Here is a 15,060-nt window from a genome sequence, read left to right as displayed (position 1 = left end):
ATCCAACCCCTCGGGAATACCGGATTCAGCGGGAACGCCGGTCAGCCTCCCGGAATTATGGTTTCCGTAGTGCCACCGGGTTTCCCATAGCCATATAAAAAAGAGAGTATCACCACAATGCCTACCACCAGCAGCAGCTTGCGTTTGAATTCATCGCCGTTGTCCACGGCATCCCCACCGGCCATTGCGGCAGCCTCCTAATCATCCCCGTCGTAAAATTCCGTCGCCCGTCCGGCAAACAGCAGCGTAAACACAACCACCGTCGCAATGATGAGATAGGCGTCCTGAAACTGCTCCTGGCGTTCCTCGTCCATACGCTTGCCCCGCTTTCGATCTTTTGCACAGGCTGTTTGTATATCATAAGCGATCTGCACCGCAATGTTGACGGTTTCGGCGCCCAACTTCTACAGAAACCGGACCCGCACCTCCTGGAAAACCTCCGCCTCCTGCCGGCGGGGGCAGCGCACCTCCAGCACCCGGTCCTTCAGGCTGGCCTTGACACTGCCTCCGTCCACCTCCGACGGCAGCGGGATGTACATGCTGCTTCGTGTGGGATCCTGCTCCACCTTCAGCTGCATACTGCCTGCATATAGACGCACGTTCTTCACCTGCACATCCTCCGGAACGGTGATCCGGACGATGACATTATTATGAGTTTCGAAGGTTTCGTAATCATAATCCAGCCCCTGGCTCGATTCGGAGGTTTCCGCGCGGGCGCTCTCCTCGGGGAAAAAGGACCCTGTCCGCTGGGAAAAAGACTTCTTCAGCACATCCTGGACATACTCCTCCACCCAGTCCGTGCCGCCCGCTCCCATTTTCTTTTTGATTTTATCGTTCATGAACGGGAAATGCCCGCCCATAAACTGCTCCATTCCGCCCCAATCCGGGCCGCTCTTTCCCCGTTGTGCCATGGTGCCCCCCCATTTCCGCATTCTGATGGAATTTTTGGCCAGAACAGCCTTCATCTTAGATTATTCTATGCGCAGAATGGGCATATGCCACACTCCGCCGGGCAAAAAGCGGCACATCTGGGCGTTCACCCACATATACTAAGTCACAACGTATTTAACGCCAGCGCGGAAAGGAGAATGCTGCATGCCCGCCATTGTCGGTTATGTCAAAATCGTGAGCGTAGGCTCCAGCTCCATCGTCCAATTCGGTGACGCTGTGTTCCTCTCCCCCACCAGCAGCACCAAAACCTTTGCCGGCTCCGGCTCCTTCATAACAGGTGACCTGCCGGTCACCAATAACGGCTTGAGCTCCACCAACACCAACGACCCCGATCTGGTAGATGCCTCCAACAGCAAGGTGGCGTCGCCATGATTGTGAATGTGTACCAGACCATCACTATCCGCAGCCTGACCATCAGCTCATTGGCCAATTCCTCGGTTTTCCAGGTCGGATCGGCCGGTCTGGTCAAAAGCTTGTCCAACAACTTCAACACAGGAGGGTTCACCTCACCGGCTCCCGAATTGGGGGACACGGTTTCCGCGCCCCAGTCGGCGCTGCCCTCCGTGCCCTTGGTGCCCCTGCCTGCGCTGCGTTACCATGAAGCTCCGATGAAGTAATAGTTCCCGCCTCCCGGGCGTACACATGAGACGAGGGGGTGTTGGGATGGACCCGGTGCTGCTATGGCATCTTCAGGAGATCCTGCGGCGGTTGGGATGGATGGCCCAGAAACAAATCCAAACCGAAGAACGGCTGGCGGGACTGGAGCAGTCCGTAGCCGGTTTGTCGGCGCAGCTGAAGGCGGTGGAACGGGAGTTGGCCCGTCTTGCCCCCGCCTTGGACGGACTGGAGGCAAGTGTTACCGACCTTCAGAATCAGCCCTCCACCCGCATCGATAAAATCGAATACAGGTTCGAGCAGCTGAAGGTGGATACGCTGTCGGGCTCCTTACATATCGGCTTGGCCCACGGAGCGCAAGGGCTGATTGAGGATCTGCAGGCAGCCAATGTGGATGCCAAGGATCTCCAGTTGTCCGGTCCAGCCTCCCCCGACCAGGCATACACCCAGGCTATGGCTTCCATGCAGGACTATCTGCGGCAGGATTTACCCCGGGATATTGAAGAGGCGGCGGACGAAGCCGGCATTCCGCTGGTTCCGGAGCTGCGGGAACGGATTATCGAGGACCTGTCCCGGCAGGCGGAGCAGCGCTTTATGCTATATATAAAGGAGCATCCCTTTGCTGAGAATGCGGCGGCAGCGGATGCCGCTCCCGTCGTGGAGAAGGTCAGACAGGATGTGCGCGACGGTCTCAGGAGCTTTTTTGCCGGATATGGAAAGGAGAGTCCTTCATGATTGAGATGAATGTGACCAATAACGGGCTGCAGGTAGGCAGCATCCATATCGTCGGGGTGGGCAGCGCCTCGGTGGTGCTCATCGGGGATACGGAGGCAATTACCGCCTCCTCCGTTTTTGACACCCCTGCGGAGTCCCTGATTATCGGCCCGCTGGTGCCTTTTGCCTCGGAAGGGTCGACCTGACCATGCGGACCTCCATAGTCGGCGGGGTCCGGATTATCTCCAGCCAAATCAGCTCCATTGTGCAGTTCGGGGATTCCCTGGGAATGGCGGCGGCGTCCCGGGTGCTGGCAGTGCAGCAGGAAACAGCCAACTTTCGGGGCAGCGAGGGGGATGACTGGAGCGGGTATCCGTTTTATAACCGCGAGTTCCCGGTCATTACACCCGGTGGAGAGGTAACGATGAACAGACGGGATGCCTGCCGGGAAATCCGGGTGGGCACGGTGTCCATTTACGGGTTATCCGCGGCGGCGGTTTTGCAGATTGGCAGTTCCAAGCTCGTCGATCTGGAAAACCGGACCTACCATATCCGGCAATATGATACAGCCGAGGAAGCCAAGGAGCAGGAGCCCTACCAGGGGCTGGCGGAGTCCGGAGGAGGCACCAGCGCTCTGGCCGGGGAAGCCTCCACCGGGCAGCCGGGTGGGTAGATATCTTACGGTACAACCGCCCAAAAGTAACAGCAGCCCGCCAAACCGGGACAGATAACCATGCACAGGTGCCTTCCTCCGCATAAGATACAGCAGATCAAGAACGAAAGGAGGAAGGAACCATGAGCGCAGCCGCCGGGCTTTACACCTCGACTGGATTTATTCTGGTTCTGTTCATTCTGCTGGTTATCATCTCCCGCCCGTTTATCCTGTAATGTATAAACCGGTAAAGCGGCTTGCCTTCGGGCAGCCGCTTTTTCATATGTCCGGTGAAAATACCTGTAAAGGAGCTAAACAGCCATGATCAGCAAAAAAGAAGCCCGTGATGCCATGAAGGGCATGACCACGCTCAGGAAGGAGCTGGAGAAGGAAAGGGCCAGGCTGAAGGGGTCCATGAAAACCCTGCGCAAACATGCGCGGGCGGGGACGGCTCCAGACTGGTCCGAGGATCTGATGAAGCTGTACGGATCCCCGGACTATTCCTTCGGCAAGGTGCTGAAGCTGATGCGCAAAAACAAGATGCTGTAATGAAGCCGTGACATCGGTTAAACAGACTGCCAAATGTGTTCGGGATGGTAAGCTCCGCTTAAATACCCGCCTGCCGCTTGCGCCCGATGATCGCCCCATGCTCAAACAAAGCCTGGTTAGCATTCATCAATTCCTCGTAACGGCGGGCGGTTTCCCATAAGGTGGGGAAACGTCCCAGATCCCGGTCCGCAAACTGGTGGGTGTCCGGAAACATCACAACATCCTCCCAGAGTTGGGGCGTCATGGAACGGTGATCCCAAATTCCCGTTTCACCGAAGCCTGTTTCCTCCAGCAGCCGCCTCCATTCCTCCGCTGTACGCAAATGCCCGATCCCGTAGCTGCCTGCCAGCTCCGCCGCCAGCTCTCCCGGAAGGGGCCCCGCTGCCAACAGCTCCCGGTCCAGCAGTAACCCTCCCGGCTTCAGAACGCGGAGATATTCGGAAACCGCCTTCCCCGCGTCCGCAAATACGGTTACCGATTCCACCAGCACCCGGTCAAAGCTGTTGTCAGGACAAGGCAGCCGCTCCGCCTCTCCCCGCAGCCAACAGATACGGGCCCCCTCCGCGGCGGCGCGTTTCTCCGCTTTCTCCAGCATGACCGGATGGCTGTCCACCGCTGTTACATGACAGCCCAATGCTGCCAGGCGGCAGGCCGTCCGTCCGGTTCCGCAGCCTACCTCCAGCACGGACTGGCCATGCCCGAAGCCAAAATGGGTGATAAGCCGCAGGGTCCCTGCATACCCGCCGGGATGGGCATTGCCAATTCCCAGCTTCGCCAGCATATCCATATAATCCATTGCATACCCTCCCGAGCACAAAAATGCCTCCTCCGCCCGGCAGCATGCCTCTCCCGACTTCGTTCCCTGCGCATGCGTGGAGCGTTCTTTAATATATGCGCCCATCAGCAGGAATTGAATGAAAACCTGTAGGGAAACGGAATACTGTGTTGGGTTGACATCCGTCCTTGTTATAACTATACTAGTTACAACGGTGGTGACATACATGAAGCAAATAAGCACACGGTTATCCATGGCTGTCCATACCCTATGCCTCATTTCGATGGTGCCCCAGGAATGCACGGGGGATTTTATCGCCGGTAGTGTGAACACGAATCCTGTGGTGATCCGCAGAATTATGGGCATGCTGAAGAAGGCGGGGCTGGTGGATGTTAGGCCCGGCGTAGGCGGTGCGTACCTGCTGCGCAGTCCGGAGGAGATTACCCTATTGGACGTATTCCGGGCGGTGGACGCGGCCGAGGAGGAGCAGCTGTTCGGAATCCATGTGAATTCCAACATCAAGTGCCCCGTTGGACGCAATATCGAGAACGTCCTCCAGGCCGAGTTCCAAGCGGCGCAATTGGCTATGGAGCGGCAGTTATCCGGTGTTACTCTGGATCAGCTTGTATGCCAATTCCAAGAGTAAGCTTAGAACAGAAGCGGTTATTGCCGCGGTCCGTTATCATGAAGAATGGTTTTGCCAAAATGCTTCTTTGTTGAAGCATTTTTTATAGACTTGTTGTAACCAATCAAGTTATAACAAAATACACCATCATATTTTAGGAGGAATAGAAACATGAAAATTCTTGTGACAGGCGCAACCGGTAAACTGGGCTCCAAAGTGGTGGAAGCTCTCTTGAAGAAGGTTCCTGCGGATCAACTGGCCGTCAGTGTCCGCAATCCGCAAAAAGCCGAGGGACTCCGCAGCTTGGGGATTGAAGTGCGGCATGGCGACTTTGACCAGCCGGAGACACTGGAGAAGGCCTTCGCCGGCATTGACCGGCTCTTGATCATCTCCGCAGACGGGGACAACGAAACCCGCATCCGCCAACATACCCATGCCGTTGAAGCCGCAGCCAAAGCCAAGGTGGGCTTTATCGCATATACCAGCGTGGGCAATGCCCAGGAAAGCACTCTGTTCCTGGCCCCGGTCCACAGCCACACGGAGAAGGCTATTCAGGCCACCGGCATCCCTTACTCCTTCCTGCGCAACAACTGGTATCTGGAAAATGAGCTGTCCAGCATCCAAGGTGTGCTGGCGGGAGCACCGTGGGTAACCTCCGCAGGCGAGGGCAGAGTTGGATGGGCGCTGCGGGAGGATTATGCGGAGGCAGCAGCAGCTGTGCTGGCAGGCAGCGGGCATGAGAACTCCATCTATGAGCTGTCCGGCAAGCCGCTGACCCAAGGGGAATTTGCCGCTGCTTTGGGAACCGTGTTGGGCAAGGAGGTTCCGGTGCAGCAGGTGGATGACGCCACTTACGGCGAGATTATGAAGGGCGCCGGTGTGCCGGACTTCGTCATTCCCATGCTGGTGGCCATCCAAGCCGACATCCGCAAGGGCTCCCTGGACGGAGCCAGCAGCGACTTCGAAAAGCTGCTGGGCCGTCCGGCCACTCCCGTGGCGGAGGCGCTGCCCAAGCTGGTGGCGGAGGCTAAGGGCTGAGGGTAAGGGCAGCTGAGGGGCAAGAGCGGGCGGCTGCGCCGGAAGCGTGGACCGGAGTGCAAGAGCGGATGGCTACGCTGAAGGCGTGGATCGGATGCTGGCAACGGGAACTTGGAGGCGCGTCCGCTAACTGTATCCGGTAAAGCACATGCGAAGGTCAATAGCGGAAGGGATTCTTCCGCTATCTTCAACCGACAGGCCTGCGAAGGGTTATAGCGGAAGGAGGTCTTCCGCTATTGAGCCCACCCAAGGCTCTGCGAGCATCAAAACAAGCGAATAGCGGAAGATACCCTTCCGTTATTCGCTTGTTTGCTGTTTATCGGGCAAAATAGCGGCCATCAGCCTTCCGCTATCCGTTATGCTGCCGCGGCGGGGTCCTTAGCTGCAGGCTGCGCTGGGCCCATAGCGGAAGCACCTTTCCGCTATGAGCCCCCACGCGGCCCGCGGCCCTGGAATAGCGGAAGCCCTCTTCCGCTATTCCCTCCCCCATGGGCCGGCGCCCCACCAAAAACGGGGGATAACGGAAATGTGCTTCCGTTATCCCCCGTTTCACAAACCAAGGATTCGAATAGCGGAAATCCGTTTCCGCTATTCGAATCCCCTCTCCGCAGCGGGGGCCAACCCCGCCGCTGCGCGCCCTACACCCTAACGCCGATGTGTACCACCTCGGCGTACTCGCCGCCGTTGGTGCCGGCGACGGTGAGACGCAGCCGGCTGGTTTTGGCCTCAGCCGCCAGCCGGTGCACCCGGTTGCGCTTGCGGTTGCCGGCTTCCTCCGCCAGGACCACCCACCCGTCCCCTTCGGGGGCGGGAACCTCCAGGCGGTACGCCCGGGCCAGCTCCGGAATAACCGGGAAAGGGGTGAAGTGGTGATGCAGGTTAATCAGGTCCTCATTTACATCATCATTAAAAATCACCTGAATTTCGTTAAAACGCACCGGCTCCGGCCATACCAGCTCCAGCCACGCCTCTCCCTCCTCCGCCAGCGGGGCGGATACCCAGGAATGGGGGCCGCCATACGGACGCAGATAACCGTCGGTAACGGAGGCTGGCGCATAGGGTGAAACAGCCGCTGCCGCCTCACCGGCCCCAACGCCCTCAGCAGTCCCCATGGGCAGAGCCCGGAAGCAGAATGCCTTGCGCACCAGCTGCCGCATGCTCCATTGGACCACCGGCTGGTCGGGCTGATGGTCCTCCATGGCGGAGGAAACCCGGGGTTTGTCACCTTTGAGGAAGGTGAGCACACCGGTCAACGTCCCGTCTGCATGCCGCAGGGAAACCGCATCGTTGGCCCGGATAACCACAAAGGCATTTTGCAGGTGTTCCGGCTTCCACGAAAGCGGCAGCGCCAGCCATTGTCCCTCTCCTGCAGCAGCTTCAACGGAAACCTCGCCAACCAAACCGGCCGGTACGTAGTTCTCGGGTTTCCCTGTATCCCACAGCTCCACACGAAGCACAGTATCCGCCTTCACATCTGCCAGAAGCTCCAGCTTGCCAAGGCCACAAGAGCCAACCGGGAACAAAAGCCCCGTATCATGGGTCAGCGGGTGCGCTTCAGCACCGGGCTTTTCCAAAACAGGGTACGCCAATGTGGAAGAGGCGCGGACCTCGGCCGACCGGGCCAGATCCTCCGGATCGTCCAGCGCCAAACCGATAATGGAGGCATCCTGCCGGAGCATGGTCCGCTGCAAATCAGCCAGATGCCGCTCCCCAACCTCACGGGGGGTGATGCCCATGAAGGAGGCCAGCGCTGCACCGGTGCCTGCCGCTTCACCCATAATGGCGCAGGTCGCCATCACCCGGAGGGTGCCGAAGGCCACGTGGGATGCACTGACATTCCGTCCGGCGAACAGCAGATTGGATACATTCGCAGAGTACAAGGAGCGATACGGAATATGATACACCCCGTCCGCATGGAGATGCTTGGAGCCGCTCTCCTCGGAATACACCCCTTGGGGCGGGTGGAGATCAATGGACCAGCCGCCGAAGCCGATCCGGTCATGAAAAGGCTCCTGGGCGATAATATCCTGCTGCTTCATTACATAATCTCCGACGAAGCGGCGGTACTCGCGTTTGCCCGGCACAGAGCCTATCCACTCCAGAGTCATGTTGTCCGCGTCGAATTGGCCGGAATTTTTGATATAATCCCAAATCCCGTAAATCACCGACCACAGCTCATCGCGGATACGCTCATTCTGGTCCACAATATCCAGCTCGCCGCCCCATTCGATCCACCAATAGGCGCAGCCGTTGTCGCCGCTCCGGATAACCCGGCGCAGGGGGATATTGGTTTGGGTAATGTCCTTGGCGAAGGTTGGCGGTACATACTTCACCGGCTTGCCCGTGTCCTTGGTATAGAACAGGAGGGTGCTTCCCAGCGTGATGCTGTCGGAAACCTCCGGCGCCCAATCCTCGCCGTATTCGCTGAACGCCTCCCGGCCGATCCGGTATTTGGCTCCCGCCAGGAACCCCACCAGACCGTCTCCGGAGCAATCGAGAAACATGCTGCTTTCAAAACGGATCCGCCGCTCGGACCCCATCATCCAGCCGGTGACGGAACGGATCACCCGGTTGTCCGCATCTCCGTCCGCCTCCACCTCATGCACATCCGTATTCAAAAAGAGACTGATGTTCGGCTCCGCCCGCACCGTTTCCAGAATGGTCAAATCCCAAAAATACGGATTCCCCTCCGGATTACGGTACTGATTCTCCGTAAACAGCTCTCCCATAATCCCTGTTTCCCGGGCATAACGGTTGGTACCGTGAGCCGTGGCTCCGCATACCCACACTCTTACCTCGCTGCTGGAATTGCCGCCCAACACCGGACGGTTGTTAATAAGCGCCACTGTCTGTCCCAGTCTGGCTGCCGCCACGGCTGCACATACTCCCGCCAAACCGCCGCCGACCACCGTAATATCTGAGCGGACCACTTCTTCCCTCATTGCAGGATCACCCCGTAACAAGTATAGTATTTATCCTCCATTTCATTGTAAATCAGGAGTTACCCTTTTAACATACACATTCTTTATTCGGACCATATCCTTTATTTCATTATTCCGATCCCCATAAAAAAAGGCCTGCCGTTTTCCGGCAAGCCTTACTTCGGAGATGACCCTCAAATCAGCCTCATCGCTTGCAGACATGTAACGTCAGCAGCCACTCCGTCCGTTACATTTTGTCCCCCGTATCCCGTCTGGGGCCGCAGTAATAGATGCGGGGATAACGCAAGCCGCCCAGCAGCTCTATGCATACGCTTACCGCCACGAACGACACCAATTGCCAATCCAGCTGGCGCAAGCCGCTCATACCAACGCCTCCCTTGTCTTTTTACTACTTTATGAAAGAGGGAAGTCGTCCTATGTGCCGCAGTGTCCCGGCCGGAGGTCACTACAAGATCAGTCCGCGAAGCGTTTGTTCAATGCCTGCTCCGCCCGGTAGTCCGCCAGATTAAAAGATTGCCAGTCCTTTTTCTGGCGGATCAGCTCCAGCTTACGGCGCAGGCGTTCCTCGAAATCCGGAGCAGCCGTACTGTCCAGCTTCGACAGTCTGGGCAGGGCATCGCTGGACAAGCCCATCAGATAGTCCGTGTCCAGCTTCCCGCTTTGCTCGTAACGCTCTATATTCAGCCTTGTGATTATCGATTCCATCCCGATGTAATTCAACAGTACATAAGCGCCCAGTCCCAGCACAATATAACAGCGCATGAGTGGAAAACGGGGCAGTCTTACCCGGATGGCGGCCAGCACCAGCAGGAGCGCCAGGAAAATCATAAAAGCATGGACCAGAAAACGCAGCACCGTGTAGCCGTAAGCCTCCTCGTACAGGGCAAGCCTGCTGTATGCCGAATACAGCATGACACAGGAACAGCCTACCAGAAGATAAAGCATCCACCGGTTGAAGCGGGCAGCCCCTTTGGCGGGACCATCTGCGGCAGTCAAACTGGCCAGCAGGAGAATATAATTCAGCGCCGTAACCGCCACCAGCTCGCCGAAGCCCTTGCGGGCATAATCCGCATAGGTGACCCCTTCCGGCAGCACACCCTCCCATGCCCCGAACAAATAGCTGAACTGAAGGGCCACGAACAGCACATACACCACATTGATCATAGCCAGCACCGTTGCCGTTGTAACAGGGCTTATTCTAAAGTCCATAAGAAGCCCGTCACGGGTCTCCCGTTCATCCCGGACAGCCGTCTCCGTTTCCTCTTCATCCCCCCGGTCAGGCTTGAGGAAGCCGTATACATATCCGAATAGGCCCAGCCCCAACAGAACCGTCCACAGCAGCCTAATGCCGCCTTCAGTCAGGGATAATCCGGCGAACCAGCCGGGAATGCCGCCCAGCACCTGATGGAAAATACCGTCGGCAGATGCCAGCAGGGATACCACTACCGCCAACAGCGGGATAGCAATAGCCAGCCCAAGCAGCACCGCCTTCAGCGTTTCCCGGCGTTTCGCCTCCATCCTTCCGGCCACAGAAGCAAAAAGAAGCTCCATCGCGGTTTTCCAATGCCGCAGGTTCTGGGTGATGACATGATCGAGGGCAATCAAAATCAGGCCGGCCCGGCCCCAATCCGGACGTCTCCAGTCCAGGCAGTACGCCATGTGGACCAGCGCCAGCCCGGGAACAGCCAACGCATTCAGCCCCCTGAACAGATCCGAATCAATAAACAGGAAGGACAACGCCAGCAGCCCCACCACAACCCCCAGATAACAAGCGAATCCGGTTACAGGGCGAAGCTTGTCCTTTGCCCCCGCATACATAAACAGATAAAACAGCAGCACAAACAACGGAAACGAAACTCCGGGCTCATGCTCAAAAAACAGCCACTGATGCACCGCTCCCACCAGCACCGCCACCAGCAGCAGCGCAAGCGGTTTGCCGTAAAGCCGGCTGGCCGCAGCCTTCATGGAAATAACCTCCTAATTCTTTCTATCTCCCATCTTACCTGATAAAATAAGAAAATAAATAGAAAGCTGGGCACGGTTTATTTCGTATTTTAGGAACAAGGACTATAAAGTCCGGGAGGGTTGGATCCATGAAGCTGCATCCCCAATTCTTGAGGCTCCATGCCCATTACGGCGGCTCCGGCGCCAAAACGGAAACCACTCTGGACGAAATCGCCCGGGTGCTGGACTGCACCCACCGTCACGCCCTGAATGTGGTTACGGCCATGGTGCGGCTGGGGTGGATCGTCTGGTCTCCCAAACGGGGACGGGGCAGCCGCTCCGGTCTGGAATTTGCGGTCGCCGCAGAGCAAATCGCCGTTGAGGCGGTGACAGCGGCATTAAGCGGCCGGGAGCTGGAGCAGGCGGTGAGGCAGATCCGTGCATATGTGCAGACCCCCCAGCTGGAGCAGGCGCTTCAAAGCCGGTTGTTGGGTTTTTTCGGTCATCACCGGGAAAGCGGGCCAGACAGCCAGGTTGATACCCTGCGTCTCCCCCTCCGGCAAAAGCTGCATACCGTTGACCCGCTGTATATGAATCTTACGGCAGAGTCCTTTGTGGCGAGCCATGTTTTCGACGGTCTGGTCCGCCGGAACGGGAGGAGCGGGGAGATTGAGCCCCTTGCCGCCCATGCCTGGGAAACAGACGGCAGCCGCACCCGCTGGGTTTTTTATCTGCGCAAGGGGATCCAGTTCCACAACGGGCAGCCCCTGACCTCCCGGGATGTGGTGTATTCCCTCCGGCGCCTGTCCGGCAGCGGACGGCCGCTTCTGTACAGCTCTATTGTCAAAACCCTGCGCAGGATCGAAGCCTTGGGTCCCTTGGCGGTGATGATGGAGCTGGCGGAGCCCAATGAGCTCTTCCTGCCGTTTCTGTGCACCAGCCGGGCTTCCATCCTGCCGGAGGAGCTGCATGGGACGGATGAGGAGGCCTTCGGACTGAAGCCTGTGGGTACGGGGCCGTTCCGGGTAGCGGAGCTGAACGGCCGCCACTGCATTCTGGAGGCTTTTCCCGCCTACCATTTGGGCAGGGCCCAGCTGGACCGGGCGGAGATTATCCATGTCCCTTGGACCGGCGGCGATCCTGCCGGACCGGAGGTGGAGGGCTCTCCCTTCCACCTGATCCACAACCCGGGAGCAGAAGCGGAAACGGGCTGGAGCCGGATGCATTCCCATGCGTCCATCCGCAAGTTCGTCACCTGCAATACCGGGTCGGGCGGGCCGCTTCAGCAGCCGGCGTTAAGAACAGCGGTTATGCAGGGGATCCGTGGCGGGGAGTTTGATGGGGCGGGTGATACCGGGGACATCGGAGAGGTGAAGGACACGGCTCTGCCGCTTTTGGCGGACAGGCCGCTGTTAATTGCCACCATCCCCCAGTACCGGGAGGATGGTGAGCTTGTTGCCGCCCGGCTTCTCGGGCGGGGCATTCCCAGCCGGCTGCTGCTTCTGGAGCCGGAGGCGTTCAAGGGGTCGGCCCGGCTGCAGGCCGACCTGATTATCTTTTCGCTAATCCGGGACCAGGACGAGGAACTGCGGCTGTTCGACCTCTACCATACGGTGAGTGAGCATATGGAGCCTTCCATCAAAAGCAGGGTCCAGAGCCTGCTTTCCGGGGTGCGGCATAAGGCAGATGTGAAGGAGCGTGCCGGGTTTTTCCGGCAGCTGGAGGAGCTTCTGGACGAGGAACGGCTGCTGGGGATTCTCTATGAGAAACCCTTGGAAACCGCCTATCTGCCCTCTGTCCGCGGGCTGTCCTTCAACAGCCAGGGCTGGATTGATCTGCGGCAAATCTGGTTCCCGCCGGAGGCCCCATGTCCATAGGTTGAAGAAATGGGGTAAAGATATGGAGAGGTTCTTTTAATCCTGTTGTCCACACCATGTACACACAAGGAGGCATCATGATGAAGCTTCAATATTCTGCTATCGCCGCGATTGCCCTGTCCGCAGCCCTTGCTGTATTGGCCGGCTGCAATGACGGCAGCACGGCCGCTCCGTCTACGGCTCCGTCCGGCGCTACTGCTCCGGCAGCCTCTGTCCCGGCAGCATCGCCGCCGGTTGCCGCTTCGCCGGGCGCTTCTGCCGCGGCCTCATCGAAACCGGCTACAGCTGCGCCGACCGCCTCCCCTGCGACGGATAAAAAACAGCTCCTCCACGAGGTTCTGGAGCTAGCCAAACAAGGCAAGGCGCCGGGGGTGGAATTCGCCGCGCATACCAGCCTGATCGAAGATGTGGAGAAGGCTTGGGGCGAGCCGGACAATAAGGATTCTGCCGGTCAGGGCATCTACTCCACCTACAGCAAGAAAAATACCGTATTCGGCTTCAATAAAGGCAGCAAGATTTTCGATGTGCGCTCCAGTGCCCCTAACCTGCAAGAACTGAAGCTGGCCGACATTGAAGCAGCCCTTGGCAAATCGGAGGACATCCGCAAAAACGGCGACGACACCATTTATGTCTACCCCGCCGGGAAGGACTTCGAGCTGAAGTTCATTATTCCGGCGGCTACCGGCAAGGTGAGCCACATCTCGGTGTTTTCGCCCCAGGACTCAAAGAATAATATGGCGGGCTGACAGCCGGAGCCGAGGGATACCAGATTGGTCGGTTAAGCTAGGGTTAGACAGAGAGGCCGGCTGGCCGGTTGGCGGAGGTGTGGCCAGAGTGGTCGGTTGGCCGGCTGGCGGAGTGTGGCCAGAGTGGCCGGTTGGCCGGCTAGGGGGGAACCGGCTGAGCCGGTTATCCGCTAACGGAACCAGGAGGCGCTTAGAGGCCGAAATCGGCTGCCTTGGCGCTCTAACGGAACTAAGAGATGCTTAGCCGGGGCAGCTAGGGCAAATTGGGTGCATAATGTGCGCTAAGAGGCGCAGGGTTCCGTTAAAAATCAAATTGGTCCCTTTTCAGCCGCTAAGCGCCTCTGAGTTCTGTTAGCGGTCCGGCGTATCCCCGGAATGCTCCACCAGTCTGCTGCTTCAGCCACCCAACCTGCCCCGCTACCAGCGCTGTCCTGATTCTAACGGCGGTGAGCGCCGCTATTGGGCCCAAAATTGTCCTTCCCAAAATCTAACGGCGGCCACGGACGCTATTTCCTCATTTTTGGGCCATCAGCAGGCCAAAAGGGTCAAATAGCGTCTGTCACCGCCGTTAGATTTTTTTCGGAGGCAAATCCGGGGAAATAAGGGCTCCTGCTGCCGTTAGCCTCAGCTCCAGTCCGGCACCAACCGCTGCTGCCCAGTTTCCACTTACCTCCATTTTGCATTCTGCTCCTTATTGCTCGTTTTCCAATACGCCGCTTCCCATCACCATGCTACACTCGCGGTCCCCGCACCTTTCTCCCGTCACCACGTACTCCCCAGTACCACTCCGCCCGCTCTCTGCCCGTTTACTGAGTGGACATGGTTGGTCTGTGTGAGCTGGTTAACATCGCCCACTCCTACTCCCGGAACAGCTCGTCCAGAATCCGCTGTGGATGCTGGAGGAAGGCTCGAGTCAGGGTGTAATGCTCCGTCTCCTCATAAGGCGTTAGAACAGGCCCGTCCTCCCCCAGCACCAGAATATCCGCCCCTGGGTAACCCAGCAGGATCGGCGAGTGGGTGGCGATAATAAACTGGGAACCGTCCTCCACCAGGTCCCGCATCCGGGCCATCATGGCCAGCTGGCGCATAGGCGACAGGGCTGCCTCGGGCTCGTCCAGCAGGTAGATGCCCTTGCCCCTGAAGCGGTGCAGCAGAAGCGACATGAAGCTTTCCCCGTGGGACTGGCGGTGGAGGGAACCGCCATAGCTCTCCCACAAGGCCAGCCGGTCCACCTCGGATGCCACATTGTAGAAGCTTTCCGCCCGCAGGAAAAAACCATCCTCCGCCCGGTAAGGTCCTTTCCACAGGGTAAGAAAATCGCCCAGCGGCGAGTGGGTTTCAAACGTGGAAAAATTAAAATTTTTGGAGCCTCCCTCCGGATTGAAGCCGTAGTTGACGGCGATGGCCTCCAGGAGAGTGGATTTGCCCGTACCGTTTTCCCCGACCAGGAAGGTAACACGGCTGCGGAAATCCAGCTTGTCCAGCGTTCGGACCACCGGCAGACAAAAGGGATAGCTCCCCCACTGATCCACCTGCTCCCGCTTCAGCACCGCACTGCGGATGAACAGATCGAATTGCGGCATAGCGTGTTGTTTCACATTCACCCTCCTCTTTTGGTATGCTTAGACATGA

The 15,060-nt window shown here is 58.2% G+C and carries 18 protein-coding genes; 11 read left to right on the top strand and 7 right to left on the bottom strand.

Annotation, left to right across the window (positions count from 1 at the left end; genetic code table 11):
• Positions 1-41: 41 nt before the first annotated feature.
• Positions 42-185 (bottom strand): hypothetical protein, encoded by a 144-nt coding sequence (locus ACI1P1_RS07665; protein WP_416215776.1) that lies wholly within the window; start codon positions 183-185, stop codon positions 42-44.
• 219 nt (positions 186-404) lie between these two features.
• Positions 405-911, bottom strand: a complete 507-nt coding sequence (locus tag ACI1P1_RS07660) for an Hsp20/alpha crystallin family protein (RefSeq protein WP_416215775.1) — start codon at positions 909-911, stop codon at positions 405-407.
• Between the two features lie 184 nt (positions 912-1,095).
• On the opposite strand from ACI1P1_RS07660, the gene ACI1P1_RS07655 reads away from it, so the two are divergent.
• From ACI1P1_RS07655 to ACI1P1_RS07625, 7 genes are all read left to right on the top strand, one after another.
• A complete protein-coding gene (locus ACI1P1_RS07655) occupies positions 1,096-1,323 on the top strand; it encodes a spore germination protein (RefSeq protein ID WP_416215774.1) in 228 nt (75 codons plus the stop codon).
• Positions 1,320-1,568: a spore germination protein GerPB gene (locus ACI1P1_RS07650; RefSeq protein ID WP_416215773.1), complete on the top strand. Its 249-nt coding sequence runs from the start codon at positions 1,320-1,322 to the stop codon at positions 1,566-1,568. Before ACI1P1_RS07655 ends, ACI1P1_RS07650 begins: the two co-directional genes overlap by 4 nt.
• 46 nt (positions 1,569-1,614) lie before the next feature.
• Complete coding sequence (gene gerPC / locus ACI1P1_RS07645) at positions 1,615-2,301, top strand: spore germination protein GerPC (RefSeq protein WP_416215772.1); 687 nt, start codon at positions 1,615-1,617, stop codon at positions 2,299-2,301.
• Positions 2,298-2,486: a spore gernimation protein GerPD gene (locus tag ACI1P1_RS07640; protein ID WP_416215771.1), complete on the top strand. Its 189-nt coding sequence runs from the start codon at positions 2,298-2,300 to the stop codon at positions 2,484-2,486. Before gerPC ends, ACI1P1_RS07640 begins: the two co-directional genes overlap by 4 nt.
• Before the next feature lie 2 nt (positions 2,487-2,488).
• Entirely contained in the window at positions 2,489-2,953 is a 465-nt protein-coding gene (locus ACI1P1_RS07635) for a spore germination protein GerPE (protein ID WP_416215770.1), read from the top strand.
• A 122-nt stretch (positions 2,954-3,075) separates the two neighbouring features.
• Positions 3,076-3,168, top strand: a complete 93-nt coding sequence (locus ACI1P1_RS07630; protein WP_113023658.1) for a sporulation protein YjcZ — start codon at positions 3,076-3,078, stop codon at positions 3,166-3,168.
• 85 nt (positions 3,169-3,253) lie between these two features.
• A complete protein-coding gene (locus tag ACI1P1_RS07625; protein ID WP_416215769.1) occupies positions 3,254-3,481 on the top strand; it encodes a hypothetical protein in 228 nt (75 codons plus the stop codon).
• A gap of 58 nt (positions 3,482-3,539) precedes the next feature.
• On the opposite strand, the gene ACI1P1_RS07620 is transcribed toward ACI1P1_RS07625, so the two are convergent.
• Entirely contained in the window at positions 3,540-4,277 is a 738-nt protein-coding gene (locus ACI1P1_RS07620; protein ID WP_416215768.1) for a class I SAM-dependent methyltransferase, read from the bottom strand.
• A 205-nt stretch (positions 4,278-4,482) separates the two neighbouring features.
• Here ACI1P1_RS07620 and ACI1P1_RS07615 point away from each other — a divergent pair, with 205 nt between their 5' ends.
• Positions 4,483-4,902, top strand: coding sequence for an Rrf2 family transcriptional regulator (locus tag ACI1P1_RS07615; protein ID WP_416215767.1), 420 nt, complete (start codon positions 4,483-4,485; stop codon positions 4,900-4,902).
• 150 nt (positions 4,903-5,052) lie between these two features.
• A complete protein-coding gene (locus ACI1P1_RS07610; protein WP_416215766.1) occupies positions 5,053-5,919 on the top strand; it encodes an SDR family oxidoreductase in 867 nt (288 codons plus the stop codon).
• Between the two features lie 638 nt (positions 5,920-6,557).
• On the opposite strand, the gene ACI1P1_RS07605 is transcribed toward ACI1P1_RS07610, so the two are convergent.
• From ACI1P1_RS07605 to ACI1P1_RS07595, 3 genes are all read right to left on the bottom strand, one after another.
• Entirely contained in the window at positions 6,558-8,861 is a 2,304-nt protein-coding gene (locus ACI1P1_RS07605) for an FAD-dependent oxidoreductase (protein ID WP_416215765.1), read from the bottom strand.
• A 226-nt stretch (positions 8,862-9,087) separates the two neighbouring features.
• Positions 9,088-9,225: a hypothetical protein gene (locus ACI1P1_RS07600; RefSeq protein ID WP_416215764.1), complete on the bottom strand. Its 138-nt coding sequence runs from the start codon at positions 9,223-9,225 to the stop codon at positions 9,088-9,090.
• Between the two features lie 89 nt (positions 9,226-9,314).
• A complete protein-coding gene (locus ACI1P1_RS07595) occupies positions 9,315-10,826 on the bottom strand; it encodes a DUF4153 domain-containing protein (RefSeq protein ID WP_416215763.1) in 1,512 nt (503 codons plus the stop codon).
• Between the two features lie 128 nt (positions 10,827-10,954).
• On the opposite strand from ACI1P1_RS07595, the gene ACI1P1_RS07590 reads away from it, so the two are divergent.
• Together ACI1P1_RS07590 and ACI1P1_RS07585 are read left to right on the top strand one after the other, a co-directional pair.
• Positions 10,955-12,682, top strand: coding sequence for an ABC transporter substrate-binding protein (locus ACI1P1_RS07590; protein WP_416215762.1), 1,728 nt, complete (start codon positions 10,955-10,957; stop codon positions 12,680-12,682).
• Between the two features lie 77 nt (positions 12,683-12,759).
• Positions 12,760-13,428, top strand: a complete 669-nt coding sequence (locus ACI1P1_RS07585) for a YjgB family protein (protein WP_416215761.1) — start codon at positions 12,760-12,762, stop codon at positions 13,426-13,428.
• A gap of 857 nt (positions 13,429-14,285) precedes the next feature.
• Here ACI1P1_RS07585 and ACI1P1_RS07580 read toward each other — a convergent pair.
• A complete protein-coding gene (locus ACI1P1_RS07580; RefSeq protein WP_416215946.1) occupies positions 14,286-15,011 on the bottom strand; it encodes an AAA family ATPase in 726 nt (241 codons plus the stop codon).
• Positions 15,012-15,060 lie beyond the last annotated feature (49 nt).

The sequence above is a fragment of the Paenibacillus mesotrionivorans genome (assembly GCF_046098205.1).
Classification (GTDB): Bacteria; Bacillota; Bacilli; order Paenibacillales; family NBRC-103111; genus Paenibacillus_AR; species Paenibacillus_AR mesotrionivorans.
The sequence above is the reverse complement of the archived record's forward strand: the minus strand, read 5'-3'. Positions and strand labels throughout refer to the sequence as shown.